The organism is Shivajiella indica, from assembly GCF_042683085.1.
Lineage (GTDB): Bacteria > Bacteroidota > Bacteroidia > Cytophagales > Cyclobacteriaceae > Shivajiella > Shivajiella indica.
Genome location: NZ_JBHUIV010000034.1, coordinates 50,990 through 66,010 on the forward strand (window position 1 = coordinate 50,990; position 15,021 = coordinate 66,010).

At 39.2% G+C, this 15,021-nt stretch carries 15 protein-coding genes; 8 read left to right on the forward strand and 7 right to left on the reverse strand.

Annotated elements, in window-relative coordinates:
* Nucleotides 1-7 precede the first annotated feature (7 nt).
* Together ACFSKV_RS19215 and ACFSKV_RS19220 are read left to right on the forward strand one after the other, a co-directional pair.
* Nucleotides 8-1,135: a glycosyltransferase gene (locus ACFSKV_RS19215; RefSeq protein WP_380806589.1), complete on the forward strand. Its 1,128-nt coding sequence runs from the start codon at nt 8-10 to the stop codon at nt 1,133-1,135.
* Nucleotides 1,122-2,258: a DUF1972 domain-containing protein gene (locus ACFSKV_RS19220; RefSeq protein ID WP_380806592.1), complete on the forward strand. Its 1,137-nt coding sequence runs from the start codon at nt 1,122-1,124 to the stop codon at nt 2,256-2,258. Before ACFSKV_RS19215 ends, ACFSKV_RS19220 begins: the two co-directional genes overlap by 14 nt.
* Before the next feature lie 4 nt (nt 2,259-2,262).
* Here the strand turns inward: ACFSKV_RS19220 and ACFSKV_RS19225 are convergent, their stop codons facing one another.
* Nucleotides 2,263-2,817, reverse strand: a complete 555-nt coding sequence (locus tag ACFSKV_RS19225) for a 2'-5' RNA ligase family protein (protein ID WP_380806595.1) — start codon at nt 2,815-2,817, stop codon at nt 2,263-2,265.
* 130 nt (nt 2,818-2,947) lie between these two features.
* On the opposite strand from ACFSKV_RS19225, the gene ACFSKV_RS19230 reads away from it, so the two are divergent.
* Complete coding sequence (locus tag ACFSKV_RS19230) at nt 2,948-3,859, forward strand: universal stress protein (protein WP_380806597.1); 912 nt, start codon at nt 2,948-2,950, stop codon at nt 3,857-3,859.
* Here ACFSKV_RS19230 and ACFSKV_RS19235 read toward each other — a convergent pair whose 3' ends face one another.
* Both ACFSKV_RS19235 and ACFSKV_RS19240 read right to left on the reverse strand, forming a co-directional pair.
* Entirely contained in the window at nt 3,860-4,792 is a 933-nt protein-coding gene (locus ACFSKV_RS19235; protein ID WP_380806600.1) for a class I SAM-dependent methyltransferase, read from the reverse strand.
* Nucleotides 4,782-6,149 carry an exopolysaccharide biosynthesis polyprenyl glycosylphosphotransferase gene (locus ACFSKV_RS19240; RefSeq protein ID WP_380806603.1) on the reverse strand — a complete coding sequence of 456 codons (1,368 nt, stop codon included), beginning with the start codon at nt 6,147-6,149 and terminating at the stop codon, nt 4,782-4,784. The genes ACFSKV_RS19235 and ACFSKV_RS19240 overlap by 11 nt, the downstream gene beginning before the upstream one ends.
* A 200-nt stretch (nt 6,150-6,349) precedes the next feature.
* Here ACFSKV_RS19240 and ACFSKV_RS19245 point away from each other — a divergent pair, with 200 nt between their 5' ends.
* Nucleotides 6,350-7,018 (forward strand): class I SAM-dependent methyltransferase, encoded by a 669-nt coding sequence (locus ACFSKV_RS19245; protein ID WP_380806606.1) that lies wholly within the window; start codon nt 6,350-6,352, stop codon nt 7,016-7,018.
* Nucleotides 7,019-7,247: 229 nt separating this feature from the next.
* On the opposite strand, the gene ACFSKV_RS19250 is transcribed toward ACFSKV_RS19245, so the two are convergent.
* Nucleotides 7,248-7,961, reverse strand: coding sequence for a head GIN domain-containing protein (locus tag ACFSKV_RS19250; RefSeq protein ID WP_380806608.1), 714 nt, complete (start codon nt 7,959-7,961; stop codon nt 7,248-7,250).
* Nucleotides 7,962-8,242: 281 nt separating this feature from the next.
* Between ACFSKV_RS19250 and ACFSKV_RS19255 the strand changes: the two genes are divergently transcribed.
* The 4 genes from ACFSKV_RS19255 to ACFSKV_RS19270 all read left to right on the forward strand — a co-directional run bounded on the left by ACFSKV_RS19255 (nt 8,243) and on the right by ACFSKV_RS19270 (nt 10,512).
* Nucleotides 8,243-8,401: a hypothetical protein gene (locus ACFSKV_RS19255; RefSeq protein WP_380806611.1), complete on the forward strand. Its 159-nt coding sequence runs from the start codon at nt 8,243-8,245 to the stop codon at nt 8,399-8,401.
* A 22-nt stretch (nt 8,402-8,423) separates the two neighbouring features.
* Nucleotides 8,424-9,767 (forward strand): amidohydrolase, encoded by a 1,344-nt coding sequence (locus tag ACFSKV_RS19260; RefSeq protein WP_380806613.1) that lies wholly within the window; start codon nt 8,424-8,426, stop codon nt 9,765-9,767.
* 97 nt (nt 9,768-9,864) lie between these two features.
* Nucleotides 9,865-10,188, forward strand: coding sequence for a four-helix bundle copper-binding protein (locus ACFSKV_RS19265; RefSeq protein WP_380806616.1), 324 nt, complete (start codon nt 9,865-9,867; stop codon nt 10,186-10,188).
* Between the two features lie 138 nt (nt 10,189-10,326).
* The gene (locus ACFSKV_RS19270; RefSeq protein ID WP_380806618.1) at nt 10,327-10,512 is read left to right on the forward strand and encodes a hypothetical protein; all 186 of its coding nucleotides are present in this window, start codon (nt 10,327-10,329) and stop codon (nt 10,510-10,512) included.
* Here the strand turns inward: ACFSKV_RS19270 and ACFSKV_RS19275 are convergent.
* From ACFSKV_RS19275 to ACFSKV_RS19285, 3 genes are all read right to left on the reverse strand, one after another.
* The gene (locus tag ACFSKV_RS19275) at nt 10,489-13,632 is read right to left on the reverse strand and encodes a DUF3427 domain-containing protein (protein ID WP_380806621.1); all 3,144 of its coding nucleotides are present in this window, start codon (nt 13,630-13,632) and stop codon (nt 10,489-10,491) included. The two genes, ACFSKV_RS19270 and ACFSKV_RS19275, sit on opposite strands and share 24 nt — an antisense overlap.
* 104 nt (nt 13,633-13,736) lie before the next feature.
* On the reverse strand, nt 13,737-14,234 hold the full coding sequence (locus tag ACFSKV_RS19280; protein WP_380806624.1) for a hypothetical protein: 498 nt from the start codon (nt 14,232-14,234) through the stop codon (nt 13,737-13,739).
* Nucleotides 14,235-14,250: 16 nt separating this feature from the next.
* A complete protein-coding gene (locus ACFSKV_RS19285; protein WP_380806626.1) occupies nt 14,251-14,523 on the reverse strand; it encodes a hypothetical protein in 273 nt (90 codons plus the stop codon).
* Nucleotides 14,524-15,021: the final 498 nt, after the last annotated feature.

Genomic DNA, 15,021 nt, shown 5'->3' on the forward strand with positions numbered 1-15,021 from the left:
TGTGCTCATGCTTCATAGCTCATCTGACCTCTACGGGGCCAGCAGAATCCTGCTCTACAGTGTGGACTTTTTACAACAAGAGGGATATAAAGTGTATGTTGTTCTTTCGGAGGAAGGTCCTTTAGCAGAAGAATTAAGAAAAATCGGGACTGAGGTCATCATTCAAAGACTGGGTATTTTAAGGAGAAAGTACTTTAATCCCAAAGGCTTATTCAATAGGGCCCAGGTACTTTGGAAAGCAAAAAAGGTCTTGAAAAGATGGATTGTCGAAAAAAACATTGACATTATTTATTCCAATACTTCCGCTGTTTTGGTTGGTGCTTGGCTGGCATACAGCACCGGAAAACGCCATATTTTTCACCTCCATGAAATCATCGTTTCCCCATTCTGGTTAGGCAAATTTTTGGGAATGTTGATACAAAAAACTTCCGATCAGGTCATCGTGGTCTCACAGGCTGTATATGACAACTGGAAAGATAAGATTGAAGAAAAAAAATTACATCTGATTTACAATGGACTTGATTATACCCCTTTCCTTGAAGGAAATAAATCCATCCGTGAACAGGTTGCTCCTCCGGAAAAGGATAAAATCTGGATTGGAATGATTGGAAGGGTCAGCCATTGGAAAGGGCAGGGCTATTTCCTGGACCTGGCCAAAATCTTATCCGAAAAATATTCCAACATTCATTTTATTATAGCCGGTGATGCATTTCCAGGCACTGAACACCTTCTTTCAGAGATGCAGGAAAAAATCAGAACTTTGGGTTTAGGGGAAAGAGTAAGCTATTTGGGTTTCCGATCCGATGTGGCTGACCTCCTGCAAAGTCTGGACATCTTTGTCCTGCCTTCCATTTTACCTGACCCTTTGCCAACAGTAATCCTGGAAGCCATGGCATCGGCAATACCGGTAATAGCAACTGCCCATGGTGGTGCCTGCGAAATGGTCAAAGAAGGGGAGACCGGACTGCTGATTCCTTGGAATGATCCCCAAAAAGCTGCCAATCAAATTGGAATGTTGATTGAAAATCCATCCGTGCGTACAGCCATGGGCCTGGCAGGAAGAAAAAGGGCCATGGAAATGTTCTCCAAAGAATCTTTCCAACGGAAATTTATTGCTTTATATGAAAACAACTGACAGCAATTTAAAAGTAGCCATACTCGGAGTAAGAGGCTATCCTTATGTGTACAGTGGCTATGAAACTTTGGTCAAAGAACTGGGAGAACGCCTGCAGAAAAGGGGTGTGAAAGTGACGGTTTACTGCCATCGATCCCTATTCAGCAATCGCCCATCAGAGGTAAATGGTATAAAGCTGGTGTATATGCCTGCCATAGAACAAAAAAGCCTTTCCCAGTTGACCCATTCTTTTTTCTCTATGGTCCATGCCTGCTTGTCGGATGTAGATGTAATTTTAGTGGTCAACAGTGCCAACGGTCCTTTTGGATTGATATCCAGATTATTCAGAAAACCTACTGCCATCAACGTGGACGGTTTGGAATGGCTCCGACCAAAATGGAAAGGCATGGGAGCCAAGTATTTTTTATGGTCTTCAAAAATGTCCACCAAATGGTATGACCACATCATCAACGATGCAGATGCCATGCAGAAGATTTACAAGGATATGTTTGGTTGTGAATCCACCGTCATTGCCTATGGTGCCAATCCTTCTTTCCATTCTGATCCGGAAAAAATCAAAAAATGGGGACTGGATAAACAGGATTACTTCCTTATCGTCGGAAGGATGGTGCCTGACAACAATGCCGATTTGTTGGTCAAGGGATTTGTGGCTTCCAATTCCAAGAGGAAGCTGGTAGTGGTGGGAGATGTGCCCTATAAGGATGCCTACGCTTCCCAACTCAAGCAGATCCAGGATAGTAGACTAGTATTTACGGGATATGTCACCGACCCCGAGGAACTGAAAGCCTTATTTCATAATTGCTATGCCTATTACCATGGACATGAATTCGGGGGAACCAATCCTTCCATGTTGAAAGCTTTGGGATATGGTTGCGCCATCTTGGCGCTAAATACAGTCTTCAATCAGGAAATGCTTCAAAATGGAAAATACGGATGGTTTTTTGAAAAAAATATAGCATCTGTCAAAGCAATCACAGAAAAAGCCGAAATGGAGGAAGCTGCCATGGAGCAACTTCGTTCAAGCTCCAGAGAAGGGCTCACCCAAAAATACAATTGGGATTTTGTCACCGACCAATATTTGGAAGTATTCCGCACCTTAAAAGCCAAAAAGGCAAAAAATTGAGCTGTTAAGCTTCTGTCAAAGGAAAGCGGTGGATTACTTTCCATCTTCCTTCCATCCTTTTCAAAAGCGCTACATCTCTGACCTGATAGTCCGCATTAAAATGCTTGGATTGGATGTGTTTCCAGTAAAGGTCAAAATTCTTTGGTTTAACATCCTTGAAGGAAATGGTCAAATGGGGATGGAAGGCCCTATCGCTCAGCTCATTGATCAGGTTTAATTCCAATTTGCAGAATTTCCCCAAGGATTCCTGTAAGGATTGAAGGGTTGCACTTGGCAGAACATCAACGAAAATCACTCTTCTGCCGAAGCGGTCAAAATCCCTGAATTTGAGATCAAAAACCCCAATTCCTGCCAAAAATTTCTGCAGTTTGTAAATCAATTTATCTTCCTTGTTTTCATTCCACTCAAAGGGCATTTTGATCGTGATATGGGCAGGTGATTTTAGGGCATATTTTAGATTGAAAAGGTTTTTCATTTCCTCTTTCAAAGCGGTAGCTTCTTCCTGAATTTTACCTTCAGGTACCAGTGCTATAAAATATTTTGCCGGAATTGTCGCCATTCAACACAAATATATCTGATTTCGTACCCATAAACCGTTTATTTCAAAAAGCTTTACAGTAATTTGAGGAAGATTTTTCAAAAGAATATTTTATAATGTAAATTGATAATTCATAAGCAGACATAGAATTATGAAGAATTTTACTAAGGCGATGGTCGGTTTGGACCTTACCGAGATGGATGACATTCTCATCAAGAAACTAGCTATTATCTCCGGTATACTTGGAATAGAAAAATTATATTTTATCCATGTAGCCAAGGATCTCTCCATTCCTGAAGAGCTGATCAAAAAGTATCCTGACCTGATGGTTCCCACCGATGAATCTATCAAAGCAGAAATAATGGGAATAGTCGACGCAGCCGAATTTCCTGAGAATTTAGAAATGGAAGTCATCGTTGAGGAAGGCAAACCCATGGAAACAGTGCTCAGATGGGCCAAAATAAAAGATGTGGATGTGCTCATTATGGGTAGAAAAGAGCAATTGGAAGGTAGTGGTTCACTGGCGAAAAATATGGCCCATAGGGCTCCCTGTACAGTGCTCTTTCTCCCGGAAAGGTTCAATGCAGGATTGCCCAAAAAGCTATTGGTTCCGTTGGATTTTTCCGACCATTCGGTGTTGACACTGGAATTTGCCCAAAGGCTTTCTGATGAAATAGATGCAGAAATTTTAGGAATGCATGTATATTCTGTCCCCATTGGTTACTACAAAACCGGTAAAAGCCATGAGGAATTTGCCCAGATTATGGAATCCCATGCCAGGAATGATTTCCAAAAGTTTTTAACCAAAAATAAAATTCCCGAATTTGATTGCCTCTTTATCTTGAGAGAAGATGGGAATGAAGGACAATTTATCATTGATACTGCCAAAGAAAATGGTGCTGACATGATTTTGATGGGCAGCAGGGGAAGAACAGCCTCGGCGGCAGCTTTACTCGGAAGCTTTGCCGAAAAACTGGTCAATGCCAACAATCAGGTACCCATGCTGATTTTCAAAAAGAAAGGAGAAACCATGAGTTTCCTGGATGCGCTGTTGAAAATTTGATCAAAAAGCCCTGTAAAAATATAAACAGGCCTGGTCCCCAATGCCCTTCTTATTGTAGAGAAGGGCTTTTTTATGGAATTCTTTTAGCTCACTTTTGAATATTGCCTGTAGTTTGTCCTCTCCTTCCTTAAGTGGGATACCTTTTTTATAAAGTTCCGTCCCCCAAAATTGAAAGGAGGTGCTGTCGAAGACAATTCCTTTTACAGAAAAACCAATACTTTTTGCCAATGCTATAAGTCCCTTGGTAGAGGGTATGGTGAGATGTCTGGGCGCATCCAATTGCACCCAATTTACCCCTTCCTCTTTCCAAACCTGTGCATCGGTCACGGGAACCCGAATCAATAAATATCCCCCCGGATTCAGTAAGGAAAAACACTTCTCAATAGCTTTTGCATAATTGACCATATGTTCAAAGGCATGGTGCATCATGATGAGGTCATACTTCCCCTTCATTTCAAATACAGATTTATTGAATAGGGTCAAATAAGGATTGATAATAACCTCTTTTTCAATGTAAGGATCGTATCCTTCTAAGTTTCTGAATCCAGAGGCAAATAATTCATAGAGCAATTGTCCATGACCACATCCCAAATCAGCGATTTTTGAATGCTTGGACACCTTGGTAAATTTCAACCAGTCCCCATAAAACGGTTTTAGAAATGTCAATCCATTTCGGAAAAATTGATATCGGATGGTTTTAAGGAGCATCTTAATAGGAGAAGATCGCTCCAATTGTTTAAAGGAATAATAATTTTTAGGATAAAATTCAGAAAGGTTTTCCGGTATATTAGGTTGATACAAACTTCCACATCCGAGGCATTCGGCATATTCAAAAATCTGCCCTGACCCAAACATCATCTCTTTAACATGATGCCTGTTAAAGCTGATTCTATTCCCACAATACCCACATTTCAGCTGCTTATCAATAAGCATTTTTCCTGTAAACAAATATCTCAGCTATAGTTCTGAAGCAAATCGAAAGGTCCATCCAGATACTCCAGTTCTGAACATAAAAATAGTCCAATCTTACCCTGGAACGGATCTGATAGGGATATAATATTTCACCTCTATAACCTTTAACCTGCGCAAGACCAGTGATTCCTGGCTTAATCCTATGCCTTGCATTATATTTCTGCATGTAAGTGCTGAACCTTTGGTTCATGGGCACAGGGTGAGGTCTTGGGCCCACGATAGACATGTCACCAAACAAAACATTGAGGAACTGTGGCATTTCGTCCAAAGAAGTTTTTCTCAATAAGGCCCCGATTCTTGTCACCCTTGGGTCATTTTTCACAGCCTGTTTGGTGTCTGAATAATCATTAGGGGTCATGGACCTGAATTTCAAACATTTGAAGACCTTATTGTTTACCCCATTTCTTTCCTGAATAAAGAAAATAGGTCCTTTGGATTCCAGTTTGATCAATAATCCGACCAAAGGAATCATCCAGCTCAAGATGAAAACCGTTACTAAAAGTGAAAACACAATATCAAAAAGCCTTTTCAATCCCCAGTTCATTACATTATCCAGTGGGATTTCATTGACATTGACCACATACAGATCCCCATACCTTGAAAATGACAACTTTTTCTCCAGCTGTAAGGAATCACTGGGAATTATTTTAACCTTGATATAATGCTCATCAGCAAAATCAATCAATTTTTTGATCAGATAAGAATCCCTGATTTCATTGATATAAATAATGTCAATTTCGTTTTTGACGGCATCCTCAAAAAACTTTTGGAGCATTTCTTTACTTTGAGCCAATTCCTTGTTGAAATCAAAATAACCCATAAAACGGATCCCAAAGTCTTTCCTTTTGCCAAGCACTTCCTCCAATTTCTTTCCGACCTCTCCCCTGCCAAGAATAACAGCATTTCTGTAATTGAATCCTTTTGATCTATATTTTTTGAGGACCAGGTAAACACTGATCCTATAAAAACTGATAAAGAGAAACAGAACCAAGCCAAGTACCCCAAAAAACAAGAATCTCCCCTCATTGATCATCGGCATCCAAACTATGGCTACAATGACCATAAACCATAGTAAAGAAACTATCAGCTTATTAAAAAGGCTATCCTGTCTGGAAGTCCGTTCCCATCTGTAATCCTTTCGGAGCACGGTGACTACCATCCAAACCATGATAAATATCAGAAAGATGGCATTATCCGGACCATCATAATTTGCAGGACTACCTAAAAGAAAAGATGTAAGTAGGAAAGAGAAGATTACGACGGTTACATCTCCTAACACAAAAAGCCAAGGGAAGAACCTATCAAACCGTTTTTTCATATAAACTAAAACATTAATCCTTGAAAACGTTTTTCACACGCTTTCTAAATTTTTGGTCAAAATCAATAAGTTGAAAAGAAAATAACCCTTATCTAATTTTTACACAAAACTAGCAAACTATAACTAAGCAATATTACTTTTGTAAGAATAAATTTCAAAATGTCCCAAATTTGCCTTAATCGAAATAGCATTCGCGATTTATGAATTATTTTAAAGCCTTATTGGCTTCTTCTGATAAACCTGATTCCTTAGGTTACGCGCTAAGAAACAAAAGGTTCCAAATTTTTGAACAGTTAATTGACCATAATTTTCCTCAATCAAAAGCCATAAAAGTATTGGATGTGGGAGGAACAGCCAATTTCTGGAAAGACAAAGAAATGTTCCGTTCGGGAAGGCTTCAGATTACTTTACTCAATTTAGAAGAAGAAAAGAATTTACCCCAAGGCATACAAAGTAAGGCAGGAGACGCAACTGACCTGTCGCAATTTGAGGATGGCCAATTTGATCTGGTATTTTCAAATTCTGTGATAGAGCACCTTTATACCTGGGAAAACCAGCAGAAGATGGCCAAGGAATGCATGCGGGTCGGAAAGAAATATTTTATACAGACTCCCAACAAACATTTTTTTATTGAAGCCCATTATGCCCTACCCTTTATGCAATATTTCCCAAAAAAATTCACATACGGTATTTTGACAAAAACCAAATTGAGCAGGATGCAGAAATGGGATCCCGGGCATGCAAGGCAATATCTCGAGGAAATCCGCCTGATCAGCCACCAAGAGATGAAGCGCCTATTTCCGAATGCCAGGATTTATAAGGAAAAAATGTGGGGTATGAACAAGTCATTCACGGCGCATAATCTTTGAAAATTTCCAATGATCAATTACAAAGTAAAAGATTCAAATCCAAAGGTACCATAATGTACCAAGTATCAAGTTCCAAAATCAAAAATCCAAAGGTACCATGTACCAAGTACAAAGTACCAAGACACGTGACACCGCCATCCATTCCAACTTCCGAATTCCGCCTTTCGAAATCCGAATTTTACCTTCCCCCTTCATCCCTCATCCCACATCAGACATCCGACTTCGGACCTTAATTCCTGTTCACCTTGCCTATCCCACTTACTTTTTCATATACGATGGTCGGATTTCCGGTATAACTCACCGTGCCTATACCGCTGACTTCAAGGGACAATTCCCCCTCGCAGTGCACGGAAACTGCGCCAATTCCTGAACTGTTTATTTCCGCCTTCTGCACCCAAAATTGGGAAGCATCTATATTGCCGACGCCTTCATTTGAAAGCAAAAATTGATCAGCAGCTCCCTTGAGTATCATTTGGCCCACAAAATTCAGATCCGCATCCACTTGATCCGCATCCAGATCCATTTCAATATTGCCCACACCTTTTCCTACAATCTGAAAGTCATCAAGATCCAATTGGCCCTTTGTCTGTATATTTCCGGCACCTTCAAATTCCAATTCCTTGAGATCTGCGATAGTCAAATTGACTTTAAGACCTTCCTTGCCGAATAATTTAACATTTTCCTCCTGGTAAACTAACTCCAGTACATCCCCATTTTGGTTTATTTTTAGCTTTTTGACCAAATCTTCGCTTCCTTCAATGGTCAAAGATTCCAGGTCTCCCTGTGAAATGAAAAGATTGAATGCTCCCTTTACCAAAAGCTTGGTGGGGCCATCTATTTCCACCGTTTCCTGATACACCCCATCAGATTCCCCTTCCTGTCGGGAAGTACAGGAAAAAAAGGATATTGTCAAAAAGGCAATTAATAATAGGTTAGATTTCATAATAGCGCTGGTTTAAAGGATTTTAGGGAATCAAGTTAAAAAACTTTTAATGAAAAGAATATAAAAGATAAGATTTAATCTATTGCTGCATTATTTATAGTTTTATCTGCTTTAGCTTGCCTACTGCACATTAGTCTTTCAATCTATCCCATATCAAGGGAAGGAAGACCCAATTATAAAAACTGTTCAGAAATACCCCTTGGGATACTGTATAAGGTACAGACCCATCAAACAAAAATTATTGATTTTTTCCTTACAATTAAAAATCAATAGATTTATACATGGGCAACCCAAACCAGAAAACTACGCTTTTCCCTATTTTGGATCTTAAGGAATTCCAGGCCAACAACCTAGAGGGGCTCTGCATTTTAGATCACAGCATCCAAGGCAAAAACATTATCGAAGCTCCCCATAAACACGATTTCTTTCTCAATGCCTAATTTTGGTCCTAAACTTTACACTATGTCAAACAAGCAGCTCAACAGAAGAAATTTCCTTTCCCAAACCATCGCCCTCACAGGTGCAGGTTTTCTGTCTCCTACCTTTGGATTTGCCGACAGCAGCAGTGAAATGTATCCAAACCAGCACCACTCCAAATTCATGCTTAAAAATGTAAGGATGGAAACCGGCTTTATCCGGGATGAAATTGAAGTCATTGCTACGGAAACCAAGCTTTTCACCGTAACGGTGGAGAATGGGAAAATCAGCGAAATTCTTCCGAACAACCCTGCTGCTGATGCGATTGATGCCCAAGGATACCTGATGCTGCCCGCCATGAAGGACATGCATATCCACCTGGATAAAACCTACTACAGTGGACCTTGGAAGGCAAGGGAAAGTAAATTCCGGACTGTCAAAGAGCTGATCGAACATGAGAAAGAGGTCATCCCCACACTTTTGCCCCATTCCACGGAGCGGGCCAAGAAACTGATTGAACTGCTGCATTCCAAAGGAACCGATTTTGCCAGAAGCCATGTCAACATAGAGCCTACTTCCAAACTGGATTCTTTGAAAAACCTCCAAAAAGCCCTGGAGGCCAAAGAAGCTGGTTTTGGTGCTGAACTGGTGGCCTTTCCCCAACACGGCGTCTTTTACTCCGGATCACAGGACCTGATGCGGGAGGCAGCAGGCATGGGTGTTGATTTTATCGGAGGCGTGGATCCCTATTCTATCGACGGACATATTGAAAAGACTGTGGACTTTACCGTGCAACTGGCATTGGACTATGGTAAGGGCCTGGATATACACCTACATGAAACAGGTGAGTCAGGCTTGCAAACAGTGGAGTACCTGATAGCCAAAGTCAAGGAAAACCCGGTATTGAAAGGAAAAACTTACCTCAGCCATTGTTTTATTTTGGGAGCCTTGGACAGCAAAACCCTTGAAGCTACCTGCGAAGCCCTTGCAGATGCGCAGATCGGCATTACCACCACCGTGCCGATAGGGTATAATGTGATGCCTATTCCCAAGCTCATAGAGCATGGCATTCCTGTCATGGCGGGTACAGACTGTGTGACGGACCATTGGCAGCCATTTGGCACAGGAAGTATGTTGGATAAGGCCAAGACCATGGCCGAATTATACAGGTACAACCATGAATTTGGATTGTCCCGATGTCTGGGCATTGGGACTAAGGGCGTAACGCCATTGGACAAAGACGGCAATCAGGTCTGGCCCAAAGTCGGGGATAAAGCCAGCTTCAATTTGGTGGCGGCCTCTTGTTCCGCCGAAGCCGTGGCCAGGTTATCCTCCGTGAAGCAATTGTATCATAAGGGCAATTTGGTCTTTGAAAGTAAAAATTGTTAGAAGGGCATAAGTCTCAAAATGGGCTTCCTGTTAATGGAATGGTATTTGCATGTTTTCAAAGCGTTAAATGAATTTGTAACAACAAACCAAATTAACCATGAAACGTAACGAACTGATTATCAAACTTCAGGAATGTGCCAATGCATGTTTTCACTGTGCAGATGCATGTCTTCAGGAAAAAGACGTGAACCATATGAAAGACTGTATCCAAACAGATCATGTCTGTGGTTCTGTATGCTTGACTACTGCTCAGGTGCTATCAGGGAGTTTCAAAGAAGTAAATGATCTGATTAAGTATTGTGCGAAAATCTGTGGCCTATGTGCTGAGGAATGTGGTAAACATGCACACGATCATTGTCAGGCCTGTGCCAAAGCATGCAAAAATTGTCAAGAAGCCTGTCTGGCTTATCTGAATAATTAGACAAAAACGCCTGATATTTAACATATCAGGCGTTTTTAAATTCCCAACAATGTAATCTTAGTCCATTCCATATGGTTTAGCTTGACCTCATAATCCATGATGATCATTTTTTGAGTTATATTCATATCATTGAAAGCCATGGTCAAAAAGTCGAAACCTACCCTCATCAAACCCTATCCTGAACCGAAAATCTCTGTGCCCAGATTTTCGGAGGAAGCAGGTTTTTACACCACCCCTCAGCGGTCTTTCAACATGTCCCAGATCAAGGGCAAGAATACCAAGCCTGAGCTTTTGTCCAAATTAGGCAAGCTTTGCAGAAGCTGACCACAAATACGGAGGAATTGGCTCTTCTAAATTCCAATTAACACTCATAGGCTGGGAGCCATAATGACTTTCATATTCAGCCTTACCTATAAAGACATAACCTGTAGTGTTTTTGAATTCATTCTTTTTTTGTTCTCGGATAAATAAGAGAATAATTTTTCCTTCTTCTTTATGTTGAATATAGCTTAAACCTTTGCCTTTATCGGGTCTTGCTGAATTTTGAGTTTCCCAATGGAATTTTCGCTCATTAATCGCGAAGTCATTGTACATGGTAGTCGGCGAAAAATCTTCCTCAGACTTTAATAAGTCAACAAATAGTAACTCCGTATTTAAATGCTTGTTCTCTGCAGCACCTTCCCTATTGGAAGATCTCTTTTCGAATGTACTTAAGCTAAATGCAGCCAAAATCTGATCTCTGGTATATCGAGCATACAATCTTAAAGGTTGTTTGTACGGTAGTTCTATCTCCCTTTCTAATACAGAAACCTTGTCAAACAGAACATCGATGACCTCATCCATTTCCTCCACTATAAACGGGTTTCTACCAATTGCTTTGATACTATCTTCTAAGGAATCGAAACCTCCTTCCTTTTGCCAAAAGTCATAATGAAGCATCATACACATCAACTTCTCTTCTTCATTCAAACTATTGAAAGAAAACTGAAACTTCGATTTGACTAGCTTTTTTATAAAGTTAAAATAAGAAGATGATTCTGTTGACAACCATTTTTTTGCAATACAGCTTACCAATTCTTTTTCATTTTTCGAATCAAAATCTTCCATCACACCCGCTTCAACACAAAGCCTTTTCCAAGAACCTCGCTTAAAAATCAATGGCAACGGAATTCTATAAAATTCAGTAAAGTTTTTGAGAGTTAATGGAAGGCTTGTCTGATGTCTAAAATTTCTAATTTTTGATAAAAGTTGAATTCTATTTGGACTTGTGGCCTCCTTGATATTTTTTAAAATCGTCTCCTTTGCTTGCCTTTCAAGTATAATACTACAGCCCAGTGGAACATGGGGAAAATTATTTTCAACTTCTTTCAAAATGGATTGGCTAGTCTTCCCAATCATCGCCCTAAACTTCCCTTCAAAATCATATTCTGATCGAGCATTTCCAACAAAGTCCAATACTGTTAAACAGTCTTTACCATCAGAAAGTCTCAACCCCCTTCCTAATTGCTGAAGAAATATGGTTAAACTTTCTGTTGGCCTTAAAAATAAAACAGTATCAATTTCAGGGATATCTACTCCTTCATTAAATATATCAACTACGAACAAATAGTTTATCTCTTTTTTAGTAAGTCTTTCTCCAATTGAACTTCTATCTGTTGGTCCATTTGAAATTAAATAATCTGCCTTTAAGCCTGCCAATACAAATTTTTCCGCCATATATTTGGCATGATCTTGAGTAACACAAAAACCAAGTGCTCGAACATCCTGAATGTCCGTAAGGTACTTTTCAAGATTTGACAAGATATGATTGACCCTTAAATCATTGCCTGTATAAACTTTATTCAATTCACTTGGAACATATCTACCTCTAGACCAATTTAGGTTAGCCAAATCAACTGTATCGGTTAGCCCAAAGTAGTTGAATGGGCATAGGAGTTTTTGATTCATAGCCTCTGGTAGCCTGATTTCCGCTGCAATATGATCACAAAAGTCTTCGAGAATATCCGCTCCATCCATTCTCTCTGGGGTAGCAGTTAAACCCAGTAAAATTTTTGGCTTAAATTTTTGAAGAATAGGCCTATAACTATTTGCTGCAATATGATGAACTTCATCAATGATGATGAAATCATAAAAATCTTCGCTTAAGGATAAATCAGAAATCCTATTATTCAAGGTCTGAACAGATGCGAAGACATTATCAAATTGATTTGGAGTCGATCCACCAACCCATAATTCACCAAAATTTGAATCCTTTAAAATGCCACGAAAAACTGCTAAAGATTGCTTTAAAATTTCTTCCCTATGTGCTACAAATAAAAACTTTGCTCCAGGGTTGACTTTTCTAAATCTGGAATAATCAAAAGCAGAAATAATAGTTTTTCCAGTACCGGTAGCAGCAACTACTAAATTTTTATACCGATGATGAACAGTTCTTTCAACTTCTAATTTTTCTAAGATTTCTTCCTGAAACTTATATGGCTTAATATCAAACACATTCAGGTTAATACTACCTTGATTTCCAGAGAATTTTCCTTTTTTAAGCGCAACCTTTAATTTATCTCCATGCACTTCATGAACATAAGTTTCAAAATCTGAACTTTGCCAGTAAGTATCGAAAGTTTTGAACGCCTTATCTAAGACGTGAGGAATTTCTTTGTTCGTTAATTTAACATTCCATTCTAACCCTTTGGTTAAAGCGGCTTTAGACAAGTTGGACGAACCAATATAAGCGGTATGAAATCCTGTGCTTCGCTTGAACATGTAGGATTTTACATGAACCCTTTCATTTTCAGTATTATAAGAAACCTTAACCTCTGTATTTTTCAACTTTGAGAGAAACTCAACACATTTAGCGTCCGTAGCACCTACATATGTCGTGGTGATTACTCTTAGCTTTCCTCCCCTATTTGTGAAATCAATCAAATGATCTTGAAGGAGTCTTAAGCCATTCCATTTTATAAACGATACTAAAAAATCGATTTCATCTGAAGAGTTAATCTCTTTTTGAAGCTCACCATCTAATTGAAAACTTTGATTTCCTCCACCACCTGTAAATAAAGAACTATGTAACAATCTAGTACTTGGTGTTACTTCCTTTAAAAATTTATCAAAATCTGAAAAACCAAAATCAACTTTTGAATAAACAGCTGTTAGGATTTTGGCATTTATATCTATAATATCAAAATCAAAGTCTGGCTCATCTAAAGAGTCTTTTAAAATTCGAATCAACTTATTCACCAATTCGATTTGCTTTAAAACCTGATCCTCGGAAGATATCAAGCCTAAGGCTCTTTTCAAGACAAATTGAAAACTTTGGGAAAGTACAATTTTTGCTTCTTCTTTATCAAGTGGTTTCTTTTTTATAAAAAACTTTTCCTGGTCTAATTCCCTCAATTTAGAATCAACAAGTTGAGTAATCAGCTCCTCATAAATGCCTTGTCTCATAATAAAAGCTAAAATTTAAATCCTTAGGAAATACTAAAATATAAATTAATTATTCAGCGTCTACACTGAATTTTTGTAATTCGGTAAGATTTTAAAAACACACTTTATAAAACCCTCTCCGGAAAAATCTCCCCAATACCAATCAAATCTAAATCCATAATCGCAATCTCCATCCCCTCAATCTTAAAATTATTCCATATGTAATATTTGAGGAAATCTTTCATTGAAGAAGTAATTTGCTCGAGATCTACTCCATATTTTTCCAAATCTTCATCTTTCACGGTTACATTACCGAGATCTGCAAATGCTAATTGAGCCAACCAATCAATTGGAGCATCATATTTCAATAAGACACAGCGAAAACTATCTAAATAATCAGACTTACCTATTTGAAAATAAAGTTGACTTGAATGTCCCCAATGCAAGTAATTCTTACCTTCATTCAACACCAAGCCTTCCTCTTTAATCCTTTCATAGGATGATAAATCCGTAGCATGATAAAGAGGAACAGTTTTCCCATACTTTAATTCAAGTGCCTTAAAAAACCCATCATCTTCTAATGAGTTAAACATAAGGTCATAGATTTTATCTTTCTTTTCCATCACTGAAAATCCCCTCCTAAACCACCTCCACCACAATCCCTCCAAAATGGTGCTCTTCCGCTTTGCAGGGAATGCCATTTACATAGCAGATATTTCCCTCATAACGCTCTTCTGTATCCTTGTATTCCCCCTGACAACCATGGCCGGAAATACTGGTATTGTAAAATGCCACCGGCCTTCCTTTGGCATCGGTACAAAGGTCCATACAGTTACCACAGAGATACTTGGGATACCTGGAGGAATAATCTACTTCCTGCTGGCATATCGGACAATATTGCTGCTTTTCCATAAAAATTCCTTTTTTCTTCCTTTACCAAAGATCCCGAAAAGGATCAGGATAAAAAATTAATTGTCATCAATTGTCGAAATAAGAAGGGCATTTTTTGAACCATTAAGGAGTTGAAGGAGGACCGAGCGTGAAGAAATGATCCACAGGGATCATTTTAGCGAGGGGCCAGGGTGTAGGGTAGGTGAGAACCAATAAGTTAACGGATAAAGGATTTCATTAAGGGCAGTTTTTTTGACTAGGCAAGAACAGCTGGGAATTCACGATAAGTGAAGTAGTTTTCTTACCAGAAACCTTCGAGGTCCTTACTTTGCGGCGTGAAAGACCTCAAAGGTTGGCGGGACGACTTCTGAAGTTTAAATCTACCTTCAGGCAGACAGAGGAACCAAGACATTAAGTTTGTTTTTGAAATTGGATGGCCTCTTATTAGGTCAGCCCTTCGAGGTTTTGAAAGCCTCAAAGGTCAAGTTTACTTTTGTTCCTTTTGTGGTTCATTTTATT